This is a genomic window from Rathayibacter sp. AY1D1, assembly GCF_002932635.1.
GTDB lineage: Bacteria > Actinomycetota > Actinomycetes > Actinomycetales > Microbacteriaceae > Rathayibacter.
In genome coordinates this window covers 46,210-69,730 of record NZ_PSVY01000014.1, presented here as the reverse complement: position 1 = coordinate 69,730, position 23,521 = coordinate 46,210, and the positions used below count along the sequence as shown (strand labels likewise).

The following is a 23,521-nucleotide window of genomic DNA, read 5'->3' as shown; positions in this document are numbered from 1 at the left end:
GATGCGCCGCCCGCCTGAGAATCCGCACAGGGTACTCGGGCGGGCGTGCCCCGCGAGGTGAACAGCAGGTGAAGCCTCGCGACCACGCCGGAACGCCTCCCGCCGCGGGAGCATCATGTCTGCGTGGATCCCTTCATCCTGCTCGCGCTCGTCGTCGTCACGGCCCTCGCCTTCGACTTCACCAACGGCTTCCATGACACGGCGAACGCGATGGCCACGTCCATCGCGACCGGTGCCCTGAAGCCCCGCACCGCCGTCGCCCTCTCGGCGTCGCTGAACCTCGTCGGTGCGTTCCTCAGCATCGAGGTGGCGCTGACCGTCACCAACGCGGTCGTGAAGATCCAGGACTCCTCGGGCGCACCCGATCCGGCGCTGCTCGAGGACGGCGGTTCGGCTCTGCTGCTGATCGTGCTGGCCGGCCTCATCGGCGGCATCGTCTGGAACCTGCTGACCTGGCTGCTCGGCCTGCCCTCGAGCTCGTCGCACGCCCTCTTCGGCGGCCTGATCGGCTCCGCTCTCGCGGGCCTCGGCCTCAACGGCGTGAACTGGGCCGGCGACGGCACGAAGCTCGACGGCGTCGTCGGCAAGGTGATCCTCCCGGCGCTGATGTCGCCCGTGCTCGCCGGAGCGGTCGCGGCGATCGGCACCTGGCTCGTCTTCCGGGTGATCGGCAACCTCGCCGAGAAGAGCCTCCACCGCGGCTTCCGCTTCGGCCAGATCGGCAGCGCCTCCCTCGTCTCGCTCGCGCACGGCACCAACGACGCGCAGAAGACCATGGGAGTGATCACGCTCGCGCTGATCGCGGCCGGCGGCTGGAGCGACACCGAGTCGGTCCCCTTCTGGGTCAAGCTCAGCTGCGCGCTGGCCATCTCGCTCGGCACCTACATCGGCGGCTGGCGGATCATCCGCACCGTCGGCAAGGGCCTCGTCGAGATCGACACCCCGCAGGGCATGGCCGCCGAGAGCGCCTCCGCCGCGGTCATTCTCGCCTCCAGCCACCTCGGCTTCGCCCTCTCGACCACCCACGTCGCGACCGGCTCGATCCTCGGCTCCGGAGTCGGCCGCCCCGGAGCGCAGGTGCGCTGGCGCGTGGCGCTGCGCATGGTGATCGCCTGGGTCATCACGCTCCCGGCCGCCGCCCTCGTCGGCGCCGTGATGTGGTGGATCGGCCACCTCGTCGGAGGCGCGGCCGGCGGCCTCCTGATGGCCGCGATCCTCGTCGCCGTCGCCTCCCTCATCTACATCCGCTCGCGCCGCGACAGCATCGGCGCGCACAACGTCAACGACGAGTGGCAGGACGCGGCGGCACGCCCCGCGCCCGAGACCGCCGGCGTCTGAGCGAAAGGATCCGCACCGTGCTCTCCCTCTTCCTCTCCGCCGCCGGCCAGGTGGCCCTCGTCGCCGTGCTCCTCGGAGCAGGCCTGCCCGTGCTCTTCGCCGTCGGCGTCCGCTCCTTCGCCGTCGCCGCCGGTGCTCCCGCCTCGGGCGGGTCCGACGCCCGCGCGGTCCGGAGCGGTCTGCCCGCCCCGGTGCTGCGCGGGATCGGCGTGCTCTGCTTCGCCCTCGTCGTCGGCTCCGTCGTGATCGGCCTGAGCGTCATCATCGCGACGGGCCTCGGCCAGTCGGTGAGCTTCGAGCACGTGATCCCGACCTTCGTGCCCAAGGGCTGAGCATGGCCTCGACCGATCCGATCGCGGCGCGGGAGGGGATCGTCGCCCGCGTGGTCGGCTGGCTGCGCGCGGGCTACCCGTCGGGCGTGCCGGAGCAGGACTACCTGCCGCTGCTGGGCCTGCTGCGCCGCAGCCTCACGACGGACGAGGTCGAGCAGGTCGTCGCGCGGCTCCTGTCGGAGTCGGAGCGGGCCGAGACGGTCGTCTCACGGGCCGTGGTCCGCGAGCGGATCGAGCAGCTGCTGCTCGGACCGGCGATGCCCGAGGACGTCGCCCGCGTCTCCTCACGGCTCGCGAAGGCGGGCTGGCCGCTGGCGGGCCCGGAGTCGCTGGCCGAGCCGGACACCCGCGAGGGCCTCGTCACGCGCATCGTCCGCTGGCTGCGCGCCGGCTACCCGGCCGGGCTGCCCGAGCAGGACTTCGTGCCGCTGCTGGCGCTCCTCCGCCGCCGTCTGAGCGACGAGGAGGTGGCCGAGGTGGCCGCCGGTCTCGCCGCCGACGCGCCCGCCTCCCGCGCGGACGTCGGCACAGCGATCGCCGGAGTGACCTCGGAGCTGCCCTCGGAGGAGGACATCGAGCGCGTGCGCCGGTCGCTGGCCGCGCTGGGCTGGCCGGAGGAGTTCGCGAGCTGACGCGCCGCGGCCCGGGTCTCGGGCCGCAGGAGTCCGCGTGCCGATCCGCCGCTGTCGCCGGCGATCCGGCCGGAGAGGCCGTCGGCCGACCGCGCCGCGATCCCGGGCGGTCCGGCCGTCGAAGGGTGACCCCGCCGGGACCAGGACGCGGACGCTGCAGCGGGCCGGGCCCGCCGTGAGCGGGCGGGACGAGCGCTGGAGCGTGTCCTCGGGCGGGCGACAGGCGGCCGCCCGGTCGGCAGGGGAGTCGCGGGGTCACGACGCGCGCCGTCCGCCGTCCTAGGTTCGGCCCGGGTCCGGATCGGCTGCGCAGCCGGCTGCCGGACCGCAGCCCGACCGGAAGGACACCCCATGCCCGCACCCACCATCGTCCTCGTCCACGGAGCGTTCGCCGACGCCGCGAGCTTCGCCCCGGTCACGCGGATCCTGCTCGACGCCGGCCACGCCGTGCGCGTCCCGGCCGTGCCGAACCGCAGCCTGCTGGGCGACGCGGAGTACCTCCGCTCCTTCGTGGAGCAGCTCGACGGGCCGGTCCTGCTGGCGGGCCACTCCTACGGCGGCGCCGTGATCACGGTGGCGGGCGCCGCCGAGAACGTAGTCGGCCTCGTCTACCTCGCGGCCTACGCGCTCGAGGAGGGGGAGAGCCTCGGGCAGCTGCAGGGAGCCTTCCCCGACTCCGACCTGCCGGCGAACCTCGTCTACACCCCGTTCCCGATCGACGGGGCGGAGCCGGGCACGGACGTGTCGGTCGCGGTGTCGGCGTTCCCGGAGGTGTTCGCGGCCGGGATCGACCCGGCCGAGGCGGCCGTGCTCGCGGTCGGCCAGCGCCCGCTCGCCGCTCTGGCCTTCGGTGAGGCCGCCCCGGTCGCCGCCTGGCGGACCCGGCCGAGCTGGGGCGTCGTCGCGGCCGCGGACCGGACGATCAACCCGGACGTCGAGCGGTTCGGCTACCGGCGGGCGGGCGTGCGCTCGGTCGTCGAGCTCGACGCGCCGCACCTGGTGATGCGCTCGCACCCGGAGGAGGTCGCGCGGGTCATCGCCGACGCCGCGGCGGAGCTGAGCTGACCGCGGAGCCGTACCGATCGCAGAGGGGTGTGCCGCGTGCCGGTGCGCTCCTCCGCACCCCGCCGCGCACCGCCCCCACCCGGAAGCCCGCCCCGCCGATCTAGGTACTCCCGCCGCGGATCTAGGTCGGCGTCGCGTGGAGTCGGGCCCGCCTCCTCCCTAGCCTCGAAGGGAGAGAAGGGCGGGATCGTGGACACGGACACCGCGCGGCTCGGCGCCTACCTCCGGGGGCACCGCGACCGGCTGCGCCCCGACGAGGTCGGCCTGGGCGCCGACGGCAGGCGCCGCGTCAGCGGGCTGCGCCGCCAGGAGGTCGCCGTGCTCGCGGGGATCAGCCCGGACTACTACCTGCGGCTCGAGCAGGGCAAGGACCGCCGCCCCTCGGCGCAGGTCCTGGACGCTCTGGCCCGCGCGTTCCGTCTCGACGCGGACGGGCGGGACTACCTCTTCCGGCTCGGCGGGCACGCCGCGCCGCGCCGCTCACCGATCTGGGCGCAGGCCGGGCCGACCCCGGCGCAGGTCGGCAGCCTGACGAGCATGGTCTCGTCCTGGACCACGACGCCCGCCTACGTGGTCGACCGCTACCTGGACCTCGTCGCCGTGAACGAGCTCGGCCGCCTGTTCCTCCCCCTGGCCTGCGAGCAGGGGACCAACATGATCGAGGCCGTCGTCGACGCCGCGGCGCTCGAGACCGACGCCGAGCGGCACGAGGACTGGGACCGCACGATCGCCGTGATGACCGCCGCCCTCCGCTTCCACTCCGATCCGGCGGACCCGCGTCTGCGGGTCCTGGTCGCCTCGCTCGGGGGCCGCTCGCGGGTCTTCCGCCGCGTCTGGGCGAGCCAGGAGGCGTATCCGCTCCGCGAGGGCTCGTCCCCGGTGCGCGTCGATCCCTTCGGCTTCATCGCCTTCCGCTGGCAGACCCTGGAGGTGCACGGAGGCGACCACTTCCTGACCTCCTTCTTCGGCGCCCCCGGCAGCGCCGCGGCCGCCGCGATCGATTTCATCCGGGCCCGCCACCGGGTCGAGGAGTGTCTGCGCGAGGGTGCGATACTCGACGCGTGAAGCGGGACGCGCTCGTCGTCGGTCGGGGATCGGAGCTCGCGCGGCTCCGTCTGATGGTCGACGGCATCGCCGCCCACGGGTCGGCGCTCGTCATCGACGGGGACGCCGGGGTCGGCAAGACCACCCTGGTCGAGGAGGTCGTCGCCTACGCCCGCGCACTCGACGTGCGGGTGCTGCGCACCGCGGGCTCCGCAGCGGAGTCGGGCGACCAGTACGCGGCGCTGCAGCTCCTCCTGCACCCGCTCCGCCCGGGCCTCGACGGCCTGCCCCTGCCGCAGCAGGACGCGCTCCGCGTGGCCTTCCACCTGGCGGACGGAGTGCAGCCGACGCCGCTCCTGGCCGGCCTCTCGGCCCTGACCCTCCTGAGCGACGCCGCCGCCGATCGGCCCCTGCTGGTCGTCGTCGAGGACCTGCACCGGATCGACCCGGAGTCGGCGTGGGCGCTGCGGATGCTCGCCCGGCGCATCGGCGAGGACCGCGTCGTCGTCGTGATGACCACGAGGGACCGGCCCGAGGAGGACTCCGGCCTCGAGCACCTCCACCTCGGGCCGCTGTCGGCCGCCGACTCGGCCGCTCTCCTCGACACGCTCCCGCATCCTCCTCGCGGCGCCGCCCGGCGCGCTCTGCTCGACCTCGCCCGCGGGAATCCGCTCGCCCTGGTGGAGCTGACCGGGCGCGACCCGTCGGCCGACGAGGCGGAGGACCGCGCGGTGACCGGACGCCTCGAATCGGCCTTCGCCGAGCGCTTCGCCGAGCTCGACCAGCCCTCGCGGCTCGCCGTGCTGGCCGTGGCGCTGGGCGACGTCGCGACGGCGGAGGAGGCGAGCCGGCTGGCGAACCTGGCGATCGGCCGCCACCCCGACCCCTCCTGGATCGACAGGGCCGTCGCCGCGTCGCTGCTCAGCTGGACGCCGGGGAGCGGACTCCGCTTCCGGCACCCTCTCGTGCAGTCCGCGGTGACGAGCGTGAGCCGCCCCTCCGAGCGCGCGGCCGTGCTCCGCACGCTCGTCCAGGAGCACCGCGACGACCCGAGCCGGACGCTCTGGTGGCGGTCGGAGCTCGCGACGGGCTCGGACGGGCCGGTCGGCGAGGAGCTCGCCGGTCTCGCGGCGTCCGGCCTGGCGACGGGCGACGTCGTCCTGGCGGCTCAGGCGATGGAGCGGGCGGCGGAGCTGACCCCCGCGGGGCCGCTGCGCGTCTCGCGCCTGATCGACGCGGCCGAGTACTCCGGACTCGCCGGCCGGACCGCGGAGGCGGCGCTGCTCGTGCACCGCGCGGCGGGCGAGACCGTCGATCCGGTGCTCACCGCCCGCGCCGCCTGGACGCGCGAGACGCTGCCGACCGGGCGCACGGCCCTCTCGCGGGGAGACCTCTCGCCCGCGCTCGCCGCAGTGACGGCGCTGCAGAGCCACGGAGCCGTCGACGCCGCGACCGCCGCGCTCCTGCACCTCGCCGCCATAGCCTGGGACCACAACCGCGAGGCGTCGCCGGGGGAGCCGATGATCCAGGCGGTGCGCGCGCTCGCCCTCGACGACTCCGACCCGCGCGCCGTCCTGCTCGCGGCGGTCACCGAGCCGATCGCCCGCGGCGACGAGGTCGTCCGCCGGGCGCTCGCGGCGGCCGGCGGGGCGAGCGGTCCGGAGGAGGCGTGGTGGCTCGGCTACGCGCTGAACACGGCGGGCGAGGTCGAGGTCGCCCGGGAGCTCCTGGAGGCGGCGATCACAGGGCTGCGCGCGCGCGGCGACATCCGGATCCTCCCGCAGGCGCTCCTCGCCGCCTCGATGACCACGTCGCTCGCCGGCCGCATCTCGCGCGCCCGCTCCTTCGCCGAGGAGGCGCTCGTCCTCGGGAGCGACCTGGGGGACGTCGGCTTCGAGACCGCGTCCCGGGCCTGCCTGGCCTGGTTCGACGCGATGGAGGGCGTCGCGCCCGATCCCGAGGCGATCAGCGCGGGCAGCGCGATCGGCGCGGCCGTCCTCTGCTCGAGCGTGATGCGGGCGACGCTCCGCGGATCGCGAGCGGCGGTGGCGGTCCTCGAGTCTCGACCGGGCGACGCCGTGCCGGAGCTCCTGCCCCTCCTCGACACGGACGACGACTCCCTGAACCCCGGCTTCGCGATCCTGACCACGCCCGATCTCGTCGACGCGGCTCTCGCGATCGGGGACGTCGGAGTCGTGCGCCTGCACGCCGCGAGGCTGGAATCGCTCTTCGAGCGCTGGCACCAGCCGATGATCGAGGCGGCCCTCCGGTACGCGCAGATCGCCGTGGCGCTCGCCGACGGAGCGCCGGACGCCGCGGCCGGGCTGCTCCGCCGGACTCCGCCGCCGCTCCCGTACGTGCGGGCGCGGGCGCTGCTGCTCGTGGGCGACGGGCTGCGCCGGGCCGGTCAGGCGGCGGAGGCGCGGCCCCTCCTCCGCGAGTCGCTGGCGATGCTCGAGGAGCTGCCGATCCACGCCTGGGCCGATCGGGCCCGTGACGCGCTCCGGGCCGCCGGAGGGAGGATCGCGGATGCGCCGTCGCCGGCCGCGGCCACGCTGACCCCGCAGGAGCTGCGCATCTGCGCTCTCGCGAGCACGGGGCTGTCGAACCGCGCGATCGCGCAGAACCTGTTCCTCTCGCCGCGCACGGTCGGCGCGCACCTGTACGCGGCGTACCGCAAGCTCGGGATCGGCGGGCGGGGCGAGCTCGCCGCGGTGCTCGGCAGGGACGCGGGCGCCGACGCCTGAGGCCGGACTCCGCTCGCAGGGGCACCCGGGCCCCTCTTCGAGCGCAGACGCGCAGGCGCGCCCCGGAACGGCCGGGACGCGCCTGCGAGCGTGCCGCGCTACTCCTGGATGAAGGCCAGCAGGTCGGGGTTGATGACGTCGGCGTGGACGGTCAGCATGCCGTGCGGGTAGCCCTCGTAGATCTTGAGCGTCGAGTTCTGAAGAAGCTCGTGCTGCTTGAGCGAGGCGTCCTTGTAGGGGACGACCTGGTCGTCGTCGCCCTGGGTGACGAGGACGGGGACGGTGATCGCCTTCAGGTCCTCGGTCTGGTCCGTCTCCGAGAAGGCCTTGATGCCCTCGTAGTGCGCGAGCGCGGATCCGGTCATGCCCTGGCGCCACCAGTTGTCGACCACGGGCTGCGAGAGCTCGACGCCCTCGCGGTTGAAGCCGTAGAAGGGCCCGGAGGCCACGGCCTGGTAGAACTCGGCGCGGTTCGCCGCGAGAGCGTCGCGGAAGCCGTCGAACACCGAGATCGGCGTGCCCTCGGGGTTCGCCTCGGTCTGCACCATCAGCGGCGGGACCGACGAGACGAGGACGGCCTTGGCCACGCGGCCCTGGGGCTCGCCGTACTTCGCGACGTAGCGCGCGACCTGGCCGCCTCCGGTGGAGTGGCCGATGTGGATCGCGTTCCGCAGGTCGAGGTGCTCGACGACCGCGTTCACGTCGCTGGCGTAGTGGTCCATGTCGTGTCCGGTGCCGACCTGGGTCGAGCGTCCGTGCCCGCGGCGGTCGGTCGCGATGACGCGGTAGCCGTGCGCGTGGAAGAACAGCATCTGCGCGTCCCAGTCGTCGGACGACAGCGGCCAGCCGTGGTGGAAGACGATGGGCTGCGCGTCGGTGCTGCCCCAGTCCTTGTAGTAGATCTCGACGTCGTCGTCCGTGGTCACAAACGGCATCTTCGAACCTCCGTGCTCGTGTCGATCCCGAGCCCGGCCCGGGTCGTGTCCAAGGTGGTGCCTCCCCGCATGAGGGTGGGGAGCGGCTCCACGATAGGGGCGTGGGAGCGCTCCCTGAAGAGCGCGGGGAGATGTTCCGACGATCGTCCAGACCTGGTCGCCCGGGCGGTGCCGGGGCCGCCGGCCGCGCTCGCCGAGTGGGGTCGGATGACTCGTGACCGGCACCGCGGACGCTGACAGGATCGCGGCGGACGCGCCCTCCCGCGGCGCGCGGATCGGAGGTCGCGATGCCCACGACGACGCCCACGACGACGCCCACGACGACGGCCCTGCCGACGCGCAGGACGACGACGCCCCAGCGGGCGGTGCTCCGGTGACCGTCGAGGACCGCGTCCCGATCGAGCCGCAGGCGGTCGTCGCTCCGCTCAGCCGGTCCGCCGTCTTCCTCTCGCTCGACATCGTCGGCGGGCAGGACGCCGCGGACCGCGTGCGGGACGTCGTCGCCGACGTGGGCGGGATCCTCCGCGCGGTCGGCTTCCGCGACCTGGGCCTGCGCCTCTCCTGCCTGGTCGGGATCGGGAGCGACGCGTGGGACCGCTTCGGCGGGGAGGGGCGCCCCGCGCAGCTGCACCCGTTCCGGGAGGTGGTCGGCGCGGCGCACACGGCCGTCTCGACGCAGACCGACCTCCTGTTCCACATCCGGGCGGAGCGGGACGACGCCTGCTTCGAGTTCGAGCGCCTCCTGCTCGACGCGCTCGGCGAGGACGTCGTCGTCCGCGACGAGGTGGTCGGCTTCCGCTACTTCGACAACCGCGACCTGCTGGGCTTCGTCGACGGCACCGAGAATCCGACCGGCGAGGCGCTGCCCCGCGTCGCGCTGATCGGCGCGGAGGACGCGGCGTTCGCGGGCGGCAGCTACCTGGTCGTGCAGAAGTACCTGCACGACCTGACGGCGTGGCACGCGCTCACCACCGAGCAGCAGGAGCGGGTCATCGGCCGGAGCAAGGCCGACAACGTCGAGCGCGAGGACGATCCGGCGCAGCTCTCGCACAAGGGGCTCGCGACCGTGGTCGACGCCGGCGGGACCGAGCACGACATCCTCCGCGACAACATGCCCTTCGGCCGGCCCGGCAGGGGCGAGTTCGGCACGTACTTCCTCGGCCTGGCCGCCGACCTGTCGGTGATCGAGACGATGCTGACGCGGATGTTCGTCGGCGTGCCCGCGGGCCGGCACGACCGCCTCCTCGACTTCTCGACCGCGACGACCGGCGGGGTCTACTTCGTGCCCTCGCGGGACGTGCTCGAGGGCCTGGGCGGCTGACCCGGGCCGGTCGTCGGGGCGCGGATCGAGTCGGATGACCGTGGTGCCGCCCGGGCCGGAGCGGTGGGATCGGAGCAGCGCAGGCGCGCAGGACGATCAGCAGGGAGAACGCCGTGGAACCCGACGACAGCACCGCTCCGCACCACGAGACCCCCGGTTTCGGAGACCCGGACCTCCCCCAGGAGGGGATCGTGAACACCGAGGGCGATCCCTCGGCGAACACGATGACCGGCCCGCAGAACCGCGTCCTGGAGGGACTGTTCCCGAACCAGATCGCCGCGCCCGCGACGGACATCAGCACGCAGCCGTTCTTCTGGTCCTCCTTCAACATCTCGCCGCGGCGGGTGCAGCGGGGAGGCTGGGCGCGCGAGCTCACGCAGGCCGATTTCGCGATCTCGAACGAGATCGCCGGCGTGAACATGTACCTCGAGGCCGGCGGGATCCGCGAGCTGCACTGGCACCAGAGCGCCGAGTGGGCGCTGATGACCAAGGGGAACTGCCGCATCACCACGCTCAGCCGCACCGGCCGGCCCAGCGTCGACGACGTGCAGGAGGGGGACCTCTGGTACTTCCCGCCCGGCCTGCCGCACTCCCTGCAGGGCCTCGGCCCGGACGGGGCGGAGTTCGTGCTCGCGTTCGACGACGGCGAGCAGTCCGAGAGCAACACGCTCCTGCTCACCGACTGGTTCGCGCACACGCCGCCGGACGTGCTGGCGAAGAACTTCGGCGTCGCGCAGGAGGTCTTCCGCGACATCCCGCTGCACGACCTCTGGATCTTCCCGGGCGACGTGCCCGGCGACCTCCAGGCCGACCGGGCCGCGGCCGGGGTGCAGGACGGCGACGAGGCGGTGATCTTCCGGCTCTCCCGCTCCGAGCCCGCGTACCAGAACAGCGGCGGCCGGATCCAGATCGCCGACAGCACGAACTTCCCGGCCTCGCGCACGGTCTCGGCCGCGCTGACGACCGTCGAGCCCGGCTCGATGCGCGAGCTGCACTGGCACCCCAACGCCGACGAGTGGCAGTACTACCTCCGCGGATCCGCTCGGATGACCGTCTTCAACACCGGCCCGCACGCCAACACGACCGACTTCCACGCCGGAGACGTGGGCGTCGTGCGCCGCAACTTCGGCCACTACGTGGAGAACACCGGCGACGACACGCTCGTCTACATCGAGACCTTCAAGAGCTCCCGCTACGAGGAGGTGTCGCTCGCCCAGTGGCTGAGCCACCTGCCGCCGTCGCTGGTCGCGCAGCACCTGAACATCCCGGAGGAGGTGCTGGCGACCTTCCCGCCCGGGACGCAGGGGATCACTCCGTTGCGCTGAGGGAGGGACGCGCTGAGGGGACGGGGACATGGCGGAGGATCACGAGGCGGCGCTCCTGCCGTGGGCGGGGAGGGCGGCGGTGCTGCTGGACCGGCACCTGCGGGTGCTGGCCGCGACTCCGCTCGCGCGGGCGCTCTCGCCCGCCTTCGCCCCGGGAGTGAGCATCGCCCGCTTCACCTTCCTGGACTCGTCCGAGGTCGAGGACCTGCCCTGCTGGGGGTCCGCCGCCGATCAGGTCGCGGCGATGCTCCGCGACTCGCTCGAGCGGCATCGGGGGGACCGGGAGTTCCTGACGGTCGTCGGGGAGCTCTCGGCGAGGAGCCCGCGGTTCGCGGACTCGTGGGCGGCCGGGGCGGAGGCCGACGCACGAGGGTCGGTCGTGTTCCTCGACACCGCGGTCGGCTCCGTTCCGATGGACTACCGGGTGGTCCGGGACGGCGCGCGCCTCCTGCTCCTGTTCGAGGCGGGTGACGCGGCGGGCCGCGAGGCGCTCGCGCGGCTCGCTGCCACGAGTCAGGCGCCGGCCGGGGCGGCCAGCGCGGTGCCCGCCTCCGGAGCGTGCCGCAGCGAGGCGAGGACGTCGACGGCCGCGGCCGCCGGAGTCCCCGCTGCCGCGAGGTAGGTCACGACGTACCGGCCCGGAGCGCCGGCGAGCTCCAGGGTCTGCATCTCGAGGTCGAGCCAGCCGAACGGCTCGACGTGGACGCGGATCCACCGGTGGGTGAAGGGGCGGACCCGGTACTCGGCCCAGATCGACCGGAACAGCGGATTCTCGACCGAGCACTCGCCGACGATCTCGTGCAGCCGCGGATCGTCGGGGACGCTGTAGAACCGCAGTGCGGCGATCAGCTCGCGGAAGACCTGGCCCCACGCCCGCAGCTGGTCCGGCGGGTCGCCGTTCGCCACGGCGCGCGCGTAGCCGCGGGAGGTGGAGAGCAGCATGTTGGCGCCGGGCACGCCCTTGTCGGGGGCGAGACGGCTCATCAGGTCGTTCGCGCCGAGGACGTCGAGGTTGCGGTCGAACGCGTACGCCGGGGTCCTCGGCCAGTGGGCGAGCAGCGACTCCACGCCCTGGCCCGGCGGAGGAGAGTCGGGATCGCGCGGCCCGGGGCGCAGCCGGGCCAGCCGGAAGAGGTAGGCGCGCTCGAACTCGTCGAAGGCGAGCGCCTCGGCGAGGGCGTTCAGCACCTGGTCGGACGGGGCGACCGCGTGCCCCTGCTCGACGCGGAGGTAGTAGTCGCGGCTGATCCGGGCGCGGTCGGCGACCTCCTCGCGGCGCAGGCCCGACACCCGCCGCCGGGTGCCCGCGGTCGGCACGCCGACCTGCTCCGGCCGCAGCGCCGCCCGGCGAGCGCGGAGGAACTCCGCGAGGGGGCTGCGAGAGCTCATCGTGCGACTCCATCGGATCACCCGCCGGGTCGAGCGGCGGTCGTGCGGGGGTGGGGCCGTACCGGTCGTCCGGTGGGACACAGAGTACCGTCGGGCGCTCGCGGGGCCCACTGCCCTGCTGCGCCTCCTGCCCGGCGCCGACCGGGGGCCGGGCGCTCGGGACGGTTCGACAGAGGGAGCGCTCCGGAGGGTTCCGACAGAGGGAGGAGAGCGCGCCCGCGCCCGGCGGTCAGCATGGGGTCCTCGGAACCCGTCCCTCAGGAGTCGCGATGACGATCAGTGCACTCTCCTCGCCGCCCGCGCACCCGAGCGCCCCCGAAGACGTGGTGGTCCGGATGCTGAGCTCGGCGTCGCCCGCGCGGGAGCGGCTCCTGGTGGTCGAGGGCGGGATCGGCTCGGGCCGGACGCACATGCTGCGCTCCGCCGCGGCCACCGCTCGCGCCGCCGGCTGCGAGGTCGTGGAGGTGCGGCCGAACCGGGGCGACGCCGTGATCGGCGCGTCCTCGCTCGCGCTGTTCGCCACGCTGATCGGCCGTCTGCAGCGGGTGCGCGACTCCTCCGCCTCGCCCTGCGACCCCGGCTTCCTGATCGTCGTCGACGACTGGGAGCGGTTCGACGTCGCCGCCCGCGAGACCCTCCAGGCCCTGGTGACCCGGCTGGTCGACGAGGTCGGCGCCGCCTGCCTCCTCGCCACCGGCGACCGCCGCGTCCTCGCCGGCTGGGAGGGCCTCCGGCACCGTCGCACGGAGCCCCTCGACGCGGAGGCGGCCCGCGGCTTCCTGCGCGCCCACGGCGGCCGGCGGCCGCTCGCCGTCGAGGCGCGCCTGCTGCGGGTCGCGGAGGGGAATCCGCTGCTCCTCGACGTCCTCGGGCGGGCCTGGGCCGACGAGGACGCTCCCTCGCCCTTCCCGGTCTACCCGCGGCTCGAGCAGGTCGAGACCAGGGTGCTCGATCTGCTGGCTCCGCTGTCGGAGGAGTGCCGGGAGGCGCTCCTGGTCGCCGCGGTGGCGGGCACCGAGTTCCCGGAGAGCATCGGGTCGGCCCCCGGAGACGGGGACCGCGCCCTGGTGCAGGCGGGGATCCTGACGGCGGGCGGCCGTGCGTTCCGCGACCCGGTGGTCCGCGCGGTGGTGCTCTCGACGGCGTCGCCCCGAGCGCTGCGGGCGGCACGGAGGCGGCTCGCCGAGCGCCCGGAGTCGGCCCCGCACCTCCGCCTGCTGCTCGCGGCGGACGACGCGGCCGGGCCGGAGGAGCGGGCGCGGCTGCTGAGGGACGCGGCGGAGGAGCGACTCCGCGCGGGTCGGCCGCAGGAGGCGCTGCTCCTCCTCGCCGAGGCGCGGTCGAGTGCGCGCGGTGCTGCTCAGGAGGAGCTCGAGGCGCGCGCGGCCGCCGTCGCGGCCTTCACCGGCGACGCGGCGGCCCTCGAGCGGGTGGTCGAGCGCTCGCGGGAGGACGGCGGGGTTCCCGGGGCCGGCGTCGAGGCGGCGCGGCTGGCCGATGCGCTGCTCCGCACGGGGGACGTGAGCGGGGTCCGCCGCGCGGCCCTCCGGGGGCTCGGCGCTCGGGTGGGGCGAGGGGACTCGGGAGTCGATGGTGCCTCGCTCGCCGGCGGTGCCTCGTCTGTCGGTGGCGCCTCTCCTGTCGGTGGTGCCTCTCCAGTCGGCGGTGTCGCTCCCGCCGAGACCGACGCCTCCCGCGACGACGTCAGCAGCCTCCCCGCCGACCACGCAGCCCCTCACGACGCCGCCGCCGACCTGCTGGTGACCGTTCTCCACCTCGCCTGCATGCTCCGCGGCGATCCCGCGTGGTGGCAGGAGGCGCTCGCCGTCGGCGAGGAGCGCCCCCTCGATCCCGTCCTGCGCCTCGTGGAGGCCTGCGTGCGGCCGGTCCCGGACGAGGAGTGGGAGCGTCGCCTGCGGCTCGCCGAGGACTCCGCGGTCACGGGCGACCCGTGGAAGACGGTCGCGCTGCACCTCGCCTGGTCGCTGCTCGAGGTCTCGGACGAGCGCCGCGACCGCCTCGCCGGGCTCCTCGACGGCGGGGAGGAGGCGGACGGCCTGCCCGGCGCCCTCGCCCTCCTCCGCCGCGGCACCGCCGCACTCGACGGCGGTCGCCTCGACGACGCCTCGGCCGACCTCGCCCGCGCCGCCGCCCGCGCCGACGACCTGCCCGCCGTGCGCGCGCTGATCGACGCGACTCGAGCCCGGGTCCACGCCGTGCAGGGCGACCGCGCACGCACCCTCGAGTGCGCCGAGCGCGCGACGGCCTGGGCGCTGCGGCACGGAGCGGCGTCGGTCGCGCGCGCCGCCGATCACGCCCTGTGCTCGCTCGACCTCGGCGGCGGCCGCTTCGAGGAGGCGCACGCCCGCTCCTCCTCCCGCGCCGGCGGCGATCCGCTGGAGCTCCTCGACGCCGCCGAAGCCGCCTCGCGCCTCCGCCTGCCCGAGCACTGCGCCGAGCTGGCGGCGGCCGCGGCGGAACTCGCCGCGCGGCCCCTCGCTCCCCGCGGGCGGATGCTCGCCCTCGCGGCGACCGCGGTCCTCGATCCGACCGGCGGCGCGGGCGCCCTCTTCGAGCGCTCCCTCGACCCGGCCTCCGAGGAGTGGCCGTTCGAGCGGGCACGCGTCCAGCTCTGCCACGGCGAGTGGCTGCGCCGCCGGATGCGCCCGCTGGAGGCGCGCACCCGGTTCCGCCAGGCCGCCGCGGGGTTCGCCGCGGTGGGAGCCGAGCTCTGGCTCGCCCGCGCCCAGCACGAGCTGCGGGCGGCGGGCGGAGCGGGGGAGGCGCCGGTCGCCGCCGACCTCAGCGAGCAGGAGCGGCGCGTGGTCTCGCTGGCCGCCGCGGGGCTCTCGAACAAGCAGATCGCCCAGCAGCTCTTCGTCTCGCCCCGCACCGTCAGCGGGCACCTGTACCGGATCTTCCCCAAGCTCGGGGTGACCTCGCGGGCCGGGCTCCGCGACGCGCTCCTCCGCCTCGAGGACGCCCGGAGCGCGTGACGGAGCCGCAGGATCGAGTCATCCGACCTGGTGCCTGCCGCCGCGGGAGGCGCATGCTGAGCGCATGACGTCGCAGCAGATGATCGACCCCTCCGTCCCGCCGAGCGGCCCCGGCTGCGTCGAGTGCGAGCAGTCCGGCTCGTGGTGGCTGCACCTGCGCCGCTGCGCGCTCTGCGGGCACATCGGCTGCTGCGACGACTCGCTGAACCGCCACGCGACGGCCCACTACCACTCGACCGGCCACGCGGTCATCCGCAGCTTCGAGCCCGGCGAGGACTGGTTCTGGGACTACCGGACCGACGACTACGCCGACGGCCCCGCCCTGGCCGACCCGCAGAGCCACCCGGCGAGCCAGACCACCCCGGGGCCGAAGGACCGCGTGCCGCGCGACTGGCAGTACCTCCTCGCCGAGCGCGCCGAGCGCGGCTGAGCCGCGCGCCTCCGCGAGAGCGCAGGACTTTCGCGAGAGTCCAGGAGTTGTCGCACTCGGCATCGACTGCGACAACTCCTGGACAGTCGCCGGCCGCCGGCTCCCTGCGCACGTCCGCAGGCGGCGAGTAGTCAGGAGTCGCCGTGCTCGCGACCGACCACGGCGACTGCTGAATGTTCGCGGCGGCCCGCCGACGAGCGATCGCCACGAGAGTCCAGGAGTTGTCGCACTGGGCGTCGAGTGCGACAACTCTTGAGCAGTCGCGGGAGCAGTCGCGGGAGCAGGTCGGAGCCAGCTGCCCAGCCGGCGGCCGACGCCGCGCCTGATCGGCGTTCGTCAGCTCCAGACCCCGCCGGCCAGACCCTGCCCCGTCACCCCCTCTCGACCCCGTCCAGCGCCTCCGCCTCGGCGATCCGCAGCCGCATCTGCCGGTAGCGGTGGAACTGGTACACCCCGTGCAGCACCGCGAGGACGACCGCGGCCGCCATCCCGCACGCGATCGCGGGGACCTCGTCCGCGCCGCTCTGCGTCAGCGCGAGCGCGACTCCGGCGCCCGCCACGATCGAGTTGACCACCGCGATCGCCGAGGACATCGTGAAGAAGATGCCCCGCCAGCTCTGCCGCCGGCCGATCTCGAGCAGCTCGTTCGGCGCGTGGCGGCCACGCGGCACCGCGAAGTAGGCGCCCGCGCCCGGCAGCAGGGTCCCGTAGTAGCGGCGGATGCGCTGGATGGCCGTCAGCGCGGCGATGTCCTCCATCGAGGTCTGCACCAGCCGCTCGTAGGTGAACACCCCCAGCAGCACGACGACCGGGATGATCACCGCGAGGAACCCCATCGCGTACCGGGTCGGGGCGAGGAAGCCGAAGGCCACGAGCGAGCTGGAGAGCATCGTCAGGTAGAGCGAGGCGCGGCTGCTCGACTCCGTCACGGTGATGCCGCGCGCCGACTCCAGCACGAAGTGCTCGGTCAGCAGGGCGTTGAGGAACGCGGCCGGCCGGTCGGGGAGCGACGCGGCGGAGACGGCGGCCTCGGGCAGCGCGGGCGTGCGGGGAGGGTCCTCCTCGTCGAGGCGGTCGCCCGGCTCCGGATTCACGGCCGCACCTCTCGCGGGGACCGTACCTCTCGCGGGGCCGCCCCGCGGCGTCCGCTCTTCGAGTCATCCGACTCGCGCACCGGCTCCACCCGCGCGCCTACCGTCGGACGCGACGCCGAGCACCGCCACCGGGGCGCGTGCGCAGACACCGAAGGGCCGTTCATGACCGACACCCGCCACCTCCACTCGAACCAGCGAGACACCCTCGAGCGGCTGCTCGAGGACTCGCCGAGCCACAACGTCCTCTGGGCGGACGTGCTGACGCTGCTCGAGGCCGTCGGCACCGTCCACGAGAAGCACGACGGCGCCTTCTCGGTGACGGTCGGCTCGACGACCGAGACCCTCCACCGGCCGCACCACAAGGACGTGGACGAGCAGCAGCTCGTCGACCTGCGCCGCCTGCTCCGCGGAGCGGGGTACGGCGCATGAGCGCCGGGACGCCCGCCGACCTCACCGGGTCGGCCGCCGAGCGCCTCCGCCGGCTGGACGCGCTCGACGCGGGTGCGCTGACCGAGGAGTGGCTGCTGCGCCAGCTGCGCCTCGCGCTCGGGGATCTCGCCGCGCTCGAGCCGGCCGCCGAGGCCGAGCAGGAGCGGCGCGAGGACTTCTGATGCGGCGGGCGGCCGTCCGGGGTGCACGCGGCCGGCACCCGGACGGCCGCCGGCCCGCACCCCGCAGCGCCGCCCCGCTCCGCCGCTCATCGCCCGGCCGCCGCGCTGCGGGCGCGCAGCAGCACGCCGGCCGTCGCGGTCGCCGCCAGCACGAGCGCCGCGAACACCGTCAGCACCGTCGTCGCGGCGACGAGGTTGAGCGCCGCTCCCGCCGCCAGTGCGGGCACCGCGAGCCCCGTGTACGCGACCAGGAACACCACCGCCAGGGTCTCGCCCCGGCGGGCGGGATCCGCGAGGGCGACCGCCGTGCCGATCGAGCCCTTGAAGAGCAGCCCCACCCCGAAGCCCGAGACGACGGCCCCGGCGAGGAACACTCCCAGCTGCGGAGCGATCGCTCCGGCCGCGACCGCCGCCAGCCCGACCGCGCAGCCCGCCACCGCGATCGAGAGCTGCAGGCGCGTCCCCACCTTCACGAGCAGCAGCTGGCCGAGGGCCGCGAAGGCGAACACGGCGAAGGACGTCGCGCCGGCCAGCAGGTGGTCGCGCACCTGGAAGGTCTGCACCAGGAACGTCGGTGCGAGCGAGGTGAAGAGGCCGAGGACGGAGAAGGCCGAGAACGCTCCGAACGCCGCGAGCAGGAACGCCCGGCGCGCGTCCGCCGGCACCGAGAGCCGCTGCGGCCGGTAGGGGGGCGCCGTCTCCGGCACGTCGACCGTCTCGGGCACGAGGAGCAGCGCCAGGCCCGCCACGAGCAGCGCGACCAGGAACACCTGGTGCGGCAGGAGGAGCGGATCGGGCAGGAATTCGGCGAAGACCCCGCCGAGCAGCGGGCCCAGCGAGAGCCCGCCGAGGTTCACTGCGCCCGAGATCGACGCGGCGACGATCGTGTTCTCGTCCGGCCGGGCGCGGGCGCGCAGCTCGCCGAGGTGGGCGGTCGCGGTGGCGGTGAGCATCCCGATGCTGACGCCGTTGACGAAGCGGGCGACGATCAGCCCCGGCACCTCCGTCGTCAGCGAGAAGAGCACGGCCGAGACCGCCGAGACGAGCACCGCGATCAGCAGCACTCGGCGGCGGCCGAGCCAGTCGCTGACGTGACCGGCGAGGTACAGGCTCACGATCACTCCGACCGCGTAGGCGGCGAAGACGACGGTGATCACGAACGGCGGGAAGCCGTCGAGCTGCTGGTAGAGCGGGTAGAGCGGAGTCGGCACCGTCGAGTAGGCCATCACGAGCAGGAAGGTCGCGGCGACGATCCAGAAGCCGACGCCGTGGCGCACCGTCGGCAGTCGGCGGCTCACGAGGTCTCCTGCAGGTGGCGGTGGGCGAAGGTGACGGCCATCGCGCCCTCGCCGACGGCGGAGGCGACGCGCTTGACCGAGCTGCGGCGCACGTCCCCCGCGGCGAAGGAGCCGGGGACGCTGGTCTCGAGGTAGAACGGCGCCCGCTCGAGCGGCCAGTCGCGAGCCGCGTGCTCACCGGCGAGATCCGGTCCCGTCACGAGGTAGCCGCCGGAGTCGCGGACGATCGCGGTCTCCGCCGCCCACGTCGTGTCCGGCTCGCCCCCGATGCAGACGAAGAGGTGGGAGGTGGCCAGCGCCCCGTGCGCGCCGGTCGCCGAGTTCTCGACCTCGATCGACTCGAGGGCGTCGGCGCCGTGCAGGCGGGTGACGCGCGAGTCGAGCAGGATCGTCACGTTCGGCTGCCGGACGACGCGCTCCGCGAGGTAGGAGGAGAGGCTGTCGGCCAGATCCGGGCCGCGGACCAGCATGGTCACGTGCCGCGCGTGCGCCGAGAGGTTCATCACGGCCTGCCCGGCCGAGTTGCCGCCTCCGACGACCACGACGTCCTCGCCCTCGCAGAGCGGCGCCTCGCTCGTGCCGGCACCGTAGTAGAGGCCGACGCCGAGCAGCTCGTCCTCGCGCTCGAGGCCGAGCCGGCGCCACTGGATGCCCGTGGCGCAGATGTTGGTGCGGGCGACGACGGTCGTCCCGTCGGCGAGCAGCGCGTGGATCCGGTCGTCGGCGAAGCGCCCGCGGATCCCCTCGCGCATCCGCAGCAGCTCGGCGCCGAAGGAGACGGCCTGCTGCCGCGCGCGCTCGGCCAGATCGGCTCCCGCGATCCCGTGCGGGAAGCCGAGGTAGTTCTCGATCAGGCTGCTGGAGCCGGCCTGCCCGCCGATCGCCGAGCGCTCGAGGACCACGACCTTCAGCCCCTCCGAGGCGGCGTACACGGCGGCCGAGAGCCCGGCCGGACCGGCTCCGTAGATGGAGAGGTCGTACTCCGCGAGCCGCGGCGAGCCCACCCAGCCGAGCCGGGCCGCGACCTCGGCGAGCGTCGGATCGGAGGCGCGGCTGCCGTCCGGGAACACCACGAGGGGGAGCGACGCGGTGGCGAGCGGATGCCCCGCGACGGCGAGGCACTGCTCGTCCGTGTCGATCGGCGTCCACGAGAACGAGACGACGCTGCGCGAGAGGAGGTCGCGGATCTCCCACGCGTCGCGGCTCTCGCGCCGCCCGTAGAGGCGGACCTGCGGGAGGTCCCCGGGCACAATCACGAGGCACGCCGCCGCTCGAGCCCGTCGCGGAACTTCATCAGCTTGAGGCAGAGGTGCAGCGTGCTGCGGGCGAGGCCGTCGTCGAGCGCGTCCCGGACCGCCTCGGGCAGGTTGTCGAGTCGGTAGTAGAGAGTGGTGCGGTGGATGTGGAGGAGCCCGCACGCCTCCCGCACGCTGCCGCGCACGTCGAGGTAGGCCTCCACGGTCCGCCGCTGCACCTCGTCGCCCCGCTCGAGCAGCGTCGCCGCGGCCGGCGAGAGCATGGCGAGCTGCGAGCTGTCCGCCCCGATCGAGGCGAGGAGCACCCAGGCCCCGAGCTCGGCGATGTCGGCCCGGCTACGGCCGTCGGGCAGGGAGCCGACGATGGTCGCCGCGAGAGCGGCCCGCTCGGCGGTCGGCAGGAGGTCGTCGTCGCGGACGTCGAAGCGCGCCGAGCCGATCGCGTCGACGGCCGTGCCGCGGCCGCGCGCCTCCGCCCGCAGGACGTCGTCCGCCTCCGCGGCGGCCTCGGGCGCCTCCACGCTCACGAAGAACAGCACACCCTCCTGGTCGCCGAGGAACGTCAGGCCGGAGGCGGCGCTCGCGTCGATCCGCCGCGCCAGCGCCGTCCGCTGCAGGGAGCCCGTCGGGCCGGTCAGCCGCACCGCGCGGACCACGGTCTGGGCGTCCCGGCGCAGCCAGCGGCGCTCGACCGCCTCGGCGAAGGAGGCGCGCCGGGTGCCGCCGTCGCCCGACAGGAGCGCCGCGAGGACGTCTGCGCGCCGGGAGCTGCCGCCCGCCCGCGTCGAGGGGCCGAGGAGGCGGCGGATCGCTCCGACGGCCGCGTCGATGAGCGAGTACTCGGCCGGAGTGAGCGGCGCGGGCCGCTCCCGGGGGAGGAGGAGGGTCGCGAGCCGGCCCCGCGGATCCTGGACGGGGAACACGCCGTCGTGAGGAGCCTCCTCGCGCGCGCGCGTCGCGGCCAGCACCCGGCTCGAGGCGTCCTCGATCGTCACCGGGCGGTCGAGAGCCTGGGCGAGCTCGTCGGCGAGGTCCTGCAGAGTCATCGGCGGGGATCCGTGTGGGGGGCCATGCCGTGATCCTCGCGGAGGGAGCCCTCCCGAAGCGTGGCCCTTCCAGGCCCACCTTCCGCGTCCGATCCGCTGCCGGCCGCGATGAGACGCTCAGCCTCCGCTGCCGGGGCGGTCCCCGGGGATCCCGTCCGCGAGGAGGCGGTCGAGGACGTCCGGCCAGTCGAGCAGGACGCTGATGTGGCCTCGACCGGGCCGGATCGTGAGCTCCGCGGTTGGGTGGAGGCGGCGGATCCGCTCCGCGTGGGCGACCGGGACCACCCTGTCCGCCGCGCCGTGGTGGAGGAGGACCGGCGCCGCGAGGCGCGAGAGGTCGACTCCCCAGGGCATGACGAGAGCGAGGTCGTCGTCGACGCTCCCGCCCTGTTCGAGCTCCGCGGCGCGTCCGGCCTCTGCGCCGAGCGCCGTCAGCGGGCCGTCGAGGGCCGAGTAGTCGTCACCGGTGAACTGCTCCGGATCGAAGCGGGCCGTCTCCTCCCACTCCTCGCGCGCAGCCCGGCCGTCGCGCGCGCTGCGGAGAGCGCCCGGATCCTGCATGCCCTCGAACCACGCTCCGTCGTCGCTGAAGGGCGCCGGGCTGCCGAACGTCGCGACGCCCACGACGCGATCACCTCCGAGAGCCCCGACGGCCAGCGCATGAGGGCCGCCGCCGGAGTAGCCCGTCACTGCGAAGCGCTCGATCCCGAGCAGGTCGGCGACGCGGAGCACATCGGCGGCCGCGTCCGCGATGCTCCGTCCGGGAGCCCGCATCGAGCCGCCGAAGCCGGGACGGGCGACGGAGACGAGCGGGATGCCGCGCGCCGCAGCGGCGTCGACGTGGGGAGCGAGGAGTGCGCCGGTGTGCGGTGTCCCTCCGCACCAGACGACTGCAGCGCGGGGGGCTCGAGTCCCGGGGAGGTCGTGGGCGACGAGCGTGCGCGAGTCGACACGGAGCTCGTGCCGGGACGCAGCGGCGCTTCCGGTCCTGGAGGAACGGTAGCCGCATGTCGAGGGCAGTGCGCGTCGCCCGGCCCGACCGGGATGCGACGTCTCGTCGTAGGGTCGACGGGAGGGTCGGTGGACCCTCGGACGGGAGGGGTCCGCATGTCGATCGACGAGGTGTCCGACGGGATCGAGGCGGCCGCCGCGCTGCCGTACGTGCGCTCCGGCTTCTCCGGCGCGACACCGTACGGGATCGCGCAGCGCTTCGCCGCGGGGGAGCTGACGCGGGAGCAGGCCGTCGACGAGCTCGGCCGCCGGCGCTACCGGCCCGGATCGCCGAGTGACGGCTTCGATTGGACGACCCTCGACCCGGGGGAGTTCGAGGAGGTCCGCCGGGCCCTGTCCGATGGTCTGCTCGACGCCGCGATGTACGACGAGATCCTCGACCGGCACAGCGGGCAGGACTCCTCCGGCGAGAGCGCGGCGTCCGCGGAGGAGAGCGCATGAGCGCCGGCCCCCTGGACCTCGCCTTCACCGCCCCGATCGGTGTCGCCGTGAAGGGCGACCTCTGGTCGTGCGTCGAGGTGCCCGGCTCCGTCGAGCTGCTCGGCACAGGGAGGTCGGTGAAGGTGGTCGCCACCGTCGACGGCGAGCCGGTGACCGCGGGCCTGCTGCCGAACGGCACCGGCGGTCACATGCTGTCGATCAGCGCGAAACTGCGGAAGACGATCGGCAAGGACCTCGGCGACGTCGTCACCGTCCACCTGACCGAGCGCCTGAGCTGAGCACTGGCGGTTGGCCAGGGCCCGCGTGCGGATGGTCGACTCGACGGATGCGGAATCGAGTCCTGTTCGTCGTCGGGGTCACAGCGATGTTCGTCGCGCTGGTGCTGAGGCTGGTGTGGCCGGCCGGTGAATTCGCCTCCGGCTTCTCGCTCGCCCTGCAGCTGAGCGGCATCCTGCTCCTCCTGGTCTACGGGGTGAAGCACTTCACGGGGCGGCCGCGCCGGAGCTGAGCGGCTCATCCCAATCGGGGGTGTAGGAGTTGGGGTCTGAAGCCGCCGGTCTCGAGCAGGCTTCGGGCGATGTAGTTGGTCAGGTTGCGGAACCCGAGTGCGGAGCCGCGCAGGTGTTCGAGCCGTCCGTTGAGCGCCTCGGTCGGCCCGTTGCTGGTGCCGGGTCGTTCGAAGTAGGCGAGCACGTCAGCGGCTCGCTTCTTCAGGGTCCGGCCCAGGGTGGTGAGCTCGGTGAGCACCTTGGGGACGCCGGCGCTGAGGTCGGTGATCAGCTTCTCCATGAGCTCGCGGCCACGTTGCCGGTCCTCGTGGCGATAGGCGGCGATCATGCGCTGGTAGACACCCCAGGTCGCCTCGACCTCGACGTGAGCGTCATCAACGAACAGCGCGCGTAGCCTGTCGCTCTGCTTGTCGGTGAGCAGGTCCGCGCCGGTGTGCAGACCGAGGCCGTCGAGTCGAGCGAAGGCGGTCAGGTCAGGGCGGCCGAAGCCGGCCGGCGGGGTAGCGTCGGACACGTCGAGGTCTTTCGGACGGATGGCGTAGGAACCTCCGTCGTCGGGAGACCTCGACGTCTATCTGCGGACCGACGCGCCCGGCCGACCTACACCGTCATCTGAGAAGACCCCTGAAACGTCTTCGCCGACGACGGGGCCGGCGAGGAGGAGGGCGCGGTGAGTTAGAAGAATGGAGCTTGCTCGGCTT

23 protein-coding genes and 1 pseudogene are annotated in these 23,521 nt (G+C 74.4%); 16 read left to right on the top strand and 8 right to left on the bottom strand.

What is annotated here, in order from left to right; genetic code table 11:
• Positions 1-123: 123 nt before the first annotated feature.
• From C5C56_RS10655 to C5C56_RS10630, 6 genes are all read left to right on the top strand, one after another.
• Complete coding sequence (locus tag C5C56_RS10655) at positions 124-1,338, top strand: inorganic phosphate transporter (protein WP_104224012.1); 1,215 nt, start codon at positions 124-126, stop codon at positions 1,336-1,338.
• Positions 1,339-1,355: 17 nt separating this feature from the next.
• The gene (locus tag C5C56_RS10650; RefSeq protein ID WP_104263561.1) at positions 1,356-1,670 is read left to right on the top strand and encodes a hypothetical protein; all 315 of its coding nucleotides are present in this window, start codon (positions 1,356-1,358) and stop codon (positions 1,668-1,670) included.
• A gap of 2 nt (positions 1,671-1,672) precedes the next feature.
• Positions 1,673-2,302 (top strand): DUF3349 domain-containing protein, encoded by a 630-nt coding sequence (locus C5C56_RS10645; protein WP_104261233.1) that lies wholly within the window; start codon positions 1,673-1,675, stop codon positions 2,300-2,302.
• 351 nt (positions 2,303-2,653) lie between these two features.
• Positions 2,654-3,367, top strand: a complete 714-nt coding sequence (locus C5C56_RS10640; RefSeq protein ID WP_104248158.1) for an alpha/beta fold hydrolase — start codon at positions 2,654-2,656, stop codon at positions 3,365-3,367.
• Positions 3,368-3,556: 189 nt separating this feature from the next.
• The gene (locus tag C5C56_RS10635; protein WP_181074627.1) at positions 3,557-4,432 is read left to right on the top strand and encodes a helix-turn-helix domain-containing protein; all 876 of its coding nucleotides are present in this window, start codon (positions 3,557-3,559) and stop codon (positions 4,430-4,432) included.
• On the top strand, positions 4,429-7,158 hold the full coding sequence (locus C5C56_RS10630; RefSeq protein ID WP_104319568.1) for an AAA family ATPase: 2,730 nt from the start codon (positions 4,429-4,431) through the stop codon (positions 7,156-7,158). Before C5C56_RS10635 ends, C5C56_RS10630 begins: the two co-directional genes overlap by 4 nt.
• 98 nt (positions 7,159-7,256) lie before the next feature.
• Here C5C56_RS10630 and C5C56_RS10625 read toward each other — a convergent pair whose 3' ends face one another.
• Positions 7,257-8,093, bottom strand: coding sequence for an alpha/beta fold hydrolase (locus tag C5C56_RS10625; protein WP_104227375.1), 837 nt, complete (start codon positions 8,091-8,093; stop codon positions 7,257-7,259).
• Positions 8,094-8,307: 214 nt separating this feature from the next.
• Between C5C56_RS10625 and C5C56_RS10620 the strand changes: the two genes are divergently transcribed.
• The 3 genes from C5C56_RS10620 to C5C56_RS17505 all read left to right on the top strand — a co-directional run bounded on the left by C5C56_RS10620 (position 8,308) and on the right by C5C56_RS17505 (position 11,361).
• Positions 8,308-9,414, top strand: a complete 1,107-nt coding sequence (locus C5C56_RS10620) for a Dyp-type peroxidase (RefSeq protein WP_308471504.1) — start codon at positions 8,308-8,310, stop codon at positions 9,412-9,414.
• 113 nt (positions 9,415-9,527) lie between these two features.
• Positions 9,528-10,739 (top strand): cupin domain-containing protein, encoded by a 1,212-nt coding sequence (locus C5C56_RS10615; RefSeq protein WP_244230563.1) that lies wholly within the window; start codon positions 9,528-9,530, stop codon positions 10,737-10,739.
• A 28-nt stretch (positions 10,740-10,767) separates the two neighbouring features.
• Entirely contained in the window at positions 10,768-11,361 is a 594-nt protein-coding gene (locus C5C56_RS17505) for a hypothetical protein (protein WP_146078874.1), read from the top strand.
• On the opposite strand, the gene C5C56_RS10610 is transcribed toward C5C56_RS17505, so the two are convergent.
• Positions 11,253-12,128, bottom strand: a complete 876-nt coding sequence (locus C5C56_RS10610; RefSeq protein ID WP_104319567.1) for a helix-turn-helix transcriptional regulator — start codon at positions 12,126-12,128, stop codon at positions 11,253-11,255. The genes C5C56_RS17505 and C5C56_RS10610 overlap by 109 nt on opposite strands.
• Before the next feature lie 269 nt (positions 12,129-12,397).
• Here C5C56_RS10610 and C5C56_RS10605 point away from each other — a divergent pair, with 269 nt between their 5' ends.
• Together C5C56_RS10605 and C5C56_RS10600 are read left to right on the top strand one after the other, a co-directional pair.
• Complete coding sequence (locus C5C56_RS10605; protein ID WP_104319566.1) at positions 12,398-15,124, top strand: LuxR C-terminal-related transcriptional regulator; 2,727 nt, start codon at positions 12,398-12,400, stop codon at positions 15,122-15,124.
• A 64-nt stretch (positions 15,125-15,188) separates the two neighbouring features.
• Complete coding sequence (locus tag C5C56_RS10600; RefSeq protein WP_104227372.1) at positions 15,189-15,554, top strand: UBP-type zinc finger domain-containing protein; 366 nt, start codon at positions 15,189-15,191, stop codon at positions 15,552-15,554.
• Between the two features lie 371 nt (positions 15,555-15,925).
• Here the strand turns inward: C5C56_RS10600 and C5C56_RS10595 are convergent, their stop codons facing one another.
• Complete coding sequence (locus C5C56_RS10595) at positions 15,926-16,648, bottom strand: hypothetical protein (protein WP_104250450.1); 723 nt, start codon at positions 16,646-16,648, stop codon at positions 15,926-15,928.
• A 162-nt stretch (positions 16,649-16,810) separates the two neighbouring features.
• Between C5C56_RS10595 and C5C56_RS10590 the strand changes: the two genes are divergently transcribed.
• Both C5C56_RS10590 and C5C56_RS10585 read left to right on the top strand, forming a co-directional pair.
• Positions 16,811-17,077 (top strand): hypothetical protein, encoded by a 267-nt coding sequence (locus C5C56_RS10590; protein ID WP_104257441.1) that lies wholly within the window; start codon positions 16,811-16,813, stop codon positions 17,075-17,077.
• On the top strand, positions 17,074-17,259 hold the full coding sequence (locus C5C56_RS10585) for a hypothetical protein (RefSeq protein ID WP_104224778.1): 186 nt from the start codon (positions 17,074-17,076) through the stop codon (positions 17,257-17,259). The genes C5C56_RS10590 and C5C56_RS10585 overlap by 4 nt, the downstream gene beginning before the upstream one ends.
• A gap of 86 nt (positions 17,260-17,345) precedes the next feature.
• Here the strand turns inward: C5C56_RS10585 and C5C56_RS10580 are convergent, their stop codons facing one another.
• The 4 genes from C5C56_RS10580 to C5C56_RS10565 all read right to left on the bottom strand — a co-directional run bounded on the left by C5C56_RS10580 (position 17,346) and on the right by C5C56_RS10565 (position 21,879).
• Positions 17,346-18,557: an MFS transporter gene (locus C5C56_RS10580; RefSeq protein ID WP_258065661.1), complete on the bottom strand. Its 1,212-nt coding sequence runs from the start codon at positions 18,555-18,557 to the stop codon at positions 17,346-17,348.
• Positions 18,554-19,813: an NAD(P)/FAD-dependent oxidoreductase gene (locus C5C56_RS10575; RefSeq protein ID WP_181027260.1), complete on the bottom strand. Its 1,260-nt coding sequence runs from the start codon at positions 19,811-19,813 to the stop codon at positions 18,554-18,556. The genes C5C56_RS10580 and C5C56_RS10575 overlap by 4 nt, the downstream gene beginning before the upstream one ends.
• The gene (locus tag C5C56_RS10570; RefSeq protein WP_104319565.1) at positions 19,810-20,859 is read right to left on the bottom strand and encodes a helix-turn-helix domain-containing protein; all 1,050 of its coding nucleotides are present in this window, start codon (positions 20,857-20,859) and stop codon (positions 19,810-19,812) included. The genes C5C56_RS10575 and C5C56_RS10570 overlap by 4 nt, the downstream gene beginning before the upstream one ends.
• Positions 20,860-20,976: 117 nt before the next feature.
• Complete coding sequence (locus tag C5C56_RS10565) at positions 20,977-21,879, bottom strand: alpha/beta fold hydrolase (RefSeq protein ID WP_104319574.1); 903 nt, start codon at positions 21,877-21,879, stop codon at positions 20,977-20,979.
• Positions 21,880-21,966: 87 nt separating this feature from the next.
• On the opposite strand from C5C56_RS10565, the gene C5C56_RS17855 reads away from it, so the two are divergent.
• The 3 genes from C5C56_RS17855 to C5C56_RS10555 are packed head-to-tail and all read left to right on the top strand — an operon-like array spanning position 21,967 to position 22,819.
• On the top strand, positions 21,967-22,311 hold the full coding sequence (locus C5C56_RS17855; protein ID WP_181137583.1) for a hypothetical protein: 345 nt from the start codon (positions 21,967-21,969) through the stop codon (positions 22,309-22,311).
• The gene (locus tag C5C56_RS10560) at positions 22,308-22,589 is read left to right on the top strand and encodes a DUF1905 domain-containing protein (RefSeq protein WP_104224783.1); all 282 of its coding nucleotides are present in this window, start codon (positions 22,308-22,310) and stop codon (positions 22,587-22,589) included. The genes C5C56_RS17855 and C5C56_RS10560 overlap by 4 nt, the downstream gene beginning before the upstream one ends.
• A 47-nt stretch (positions 22,590-22,636) precedes the next feature.
• Entirely contained in the window at positions 22,637-22,819 is a 183-nt protein-coding gene (locus tag C5C56_RS10555) for a hypothetical protein (RefSeq protein ID WP_104224784.1), read from the top strand.
• 5 nt (positions 22,820-22,824) lie between these two features.
• On the opposite strand, the pseudogene C5C56_RS10550 reads toward C5C56_RS10555, so the two are convergent.
• A pseudogene (locus tag C5C56_RS10550) lies at positions 22,825-23,259 on the bottom strand (transposase); the annotation flags it as partial.
• Between the last annotated feature and the right edge of the window lie 262 nt (positions 23,260-23,521).

What these genes read in the sequence shown, in the direction of transcription:
- C5C56_RS10625 (WP_104227375.1), bottom strand. Translation starts at nt 8,093, where the DNA reads ATGCCGTTTGTGACCACGGACGACGACGTCGAGATCTACTACAAGGAC.
- C5C56_RS10640 (WP_104248158.1), top strand. Translation starts at nt 2,654, where the DNA reads ATGCCCGCACCCACCATCGTCCTCGTCCACGGAGCGTTCGCCGACGCC.
- C5C56_RS10645 (WP_104261233.1), top strand. Translation starts at nt 1,673, where the DNA reads ATGGCCTCGACCGATCCGATCGCGGCGCGGGAGGGGATCGTCGCCCGC.
- C5C56_RS10570 (WP_104319565.1), bottom strand. Translation starts at nt 20,859, where the DNA reads ATGACTCTGCAGGACCTCGCCGACGAGCTCGCCCAGGCTCTCGACCGC.
- C5C56_RS17505 (WP_146078874.1), top strand. Translation starts at nt 10,768, where the DNA reads ATGGCGGAGGATCACGAGGCGGCGCTCCTGCCGTGGGCGGGGAGGGCG.
- C5C56_RS10605 (WP_104319566.1), top strand. Translation starts at nt 12,398, where the DNA reads ATGACGATCAGTGCACTCTCCTCGCCGCCCGCGCACCCGAGCGCCCCC.
- C5C56_RS10555 (WP_104224784.1), top strand. Translation starts at nt 22,637, where the DNA reads ATGCGGAATCGAGTCCTGTTCGTCGTCGGGGTCACAGCGATGTTCGTC.
- C5C56_RS17855 (WP_181137583.1), top strand. Translation starts at nt 21,967, where the DNA reads ATGTCGATCGACGAGGTGTCCGACGGGATCGAGGCGGCCGCCGCGCTG.
- C5C56_RS10610 (WP_104319567.1), bottom strand. Translation starts at nt 12,128, where the DNA reads ATGAGCTCTCGCAGCCCCCTCGCGGAGTTCCTCCGCGCTCGCCGGGCG.
- C5C56_RS10590 (WP_104257441.1), top strand. Translation starts at nt 16,811, where the DNA reads ATGACCGACACCCGCCACCTCCACTCGAACCAGCGAGACACCCTCGAG.
- C5C56_RS10560 (WP_104224783.1), top strand. Translation starts at nt 22,308, where the DNA reads ATGAGCGCCGGCCCCCTGGACCTCGCCTTCACCGCCCCGATCGGTGTC.
- C5C56_RS10600 (WP_104227372.1), top strand. Translation starts at nt 15,189, where the DNA reads ATGACGTCGCAGCAGATGATCGACCCCTCCGTCCCGCCGAGCGGCCCC.
- C5C56_RS10585 (WP_104224778.1), top strand. Translation starts at nt 17,074, where the DNA reads ATGAGCGCCGGGACGCCCGCCGACCTCACCGGGTCGGCCGCCGAGCGC.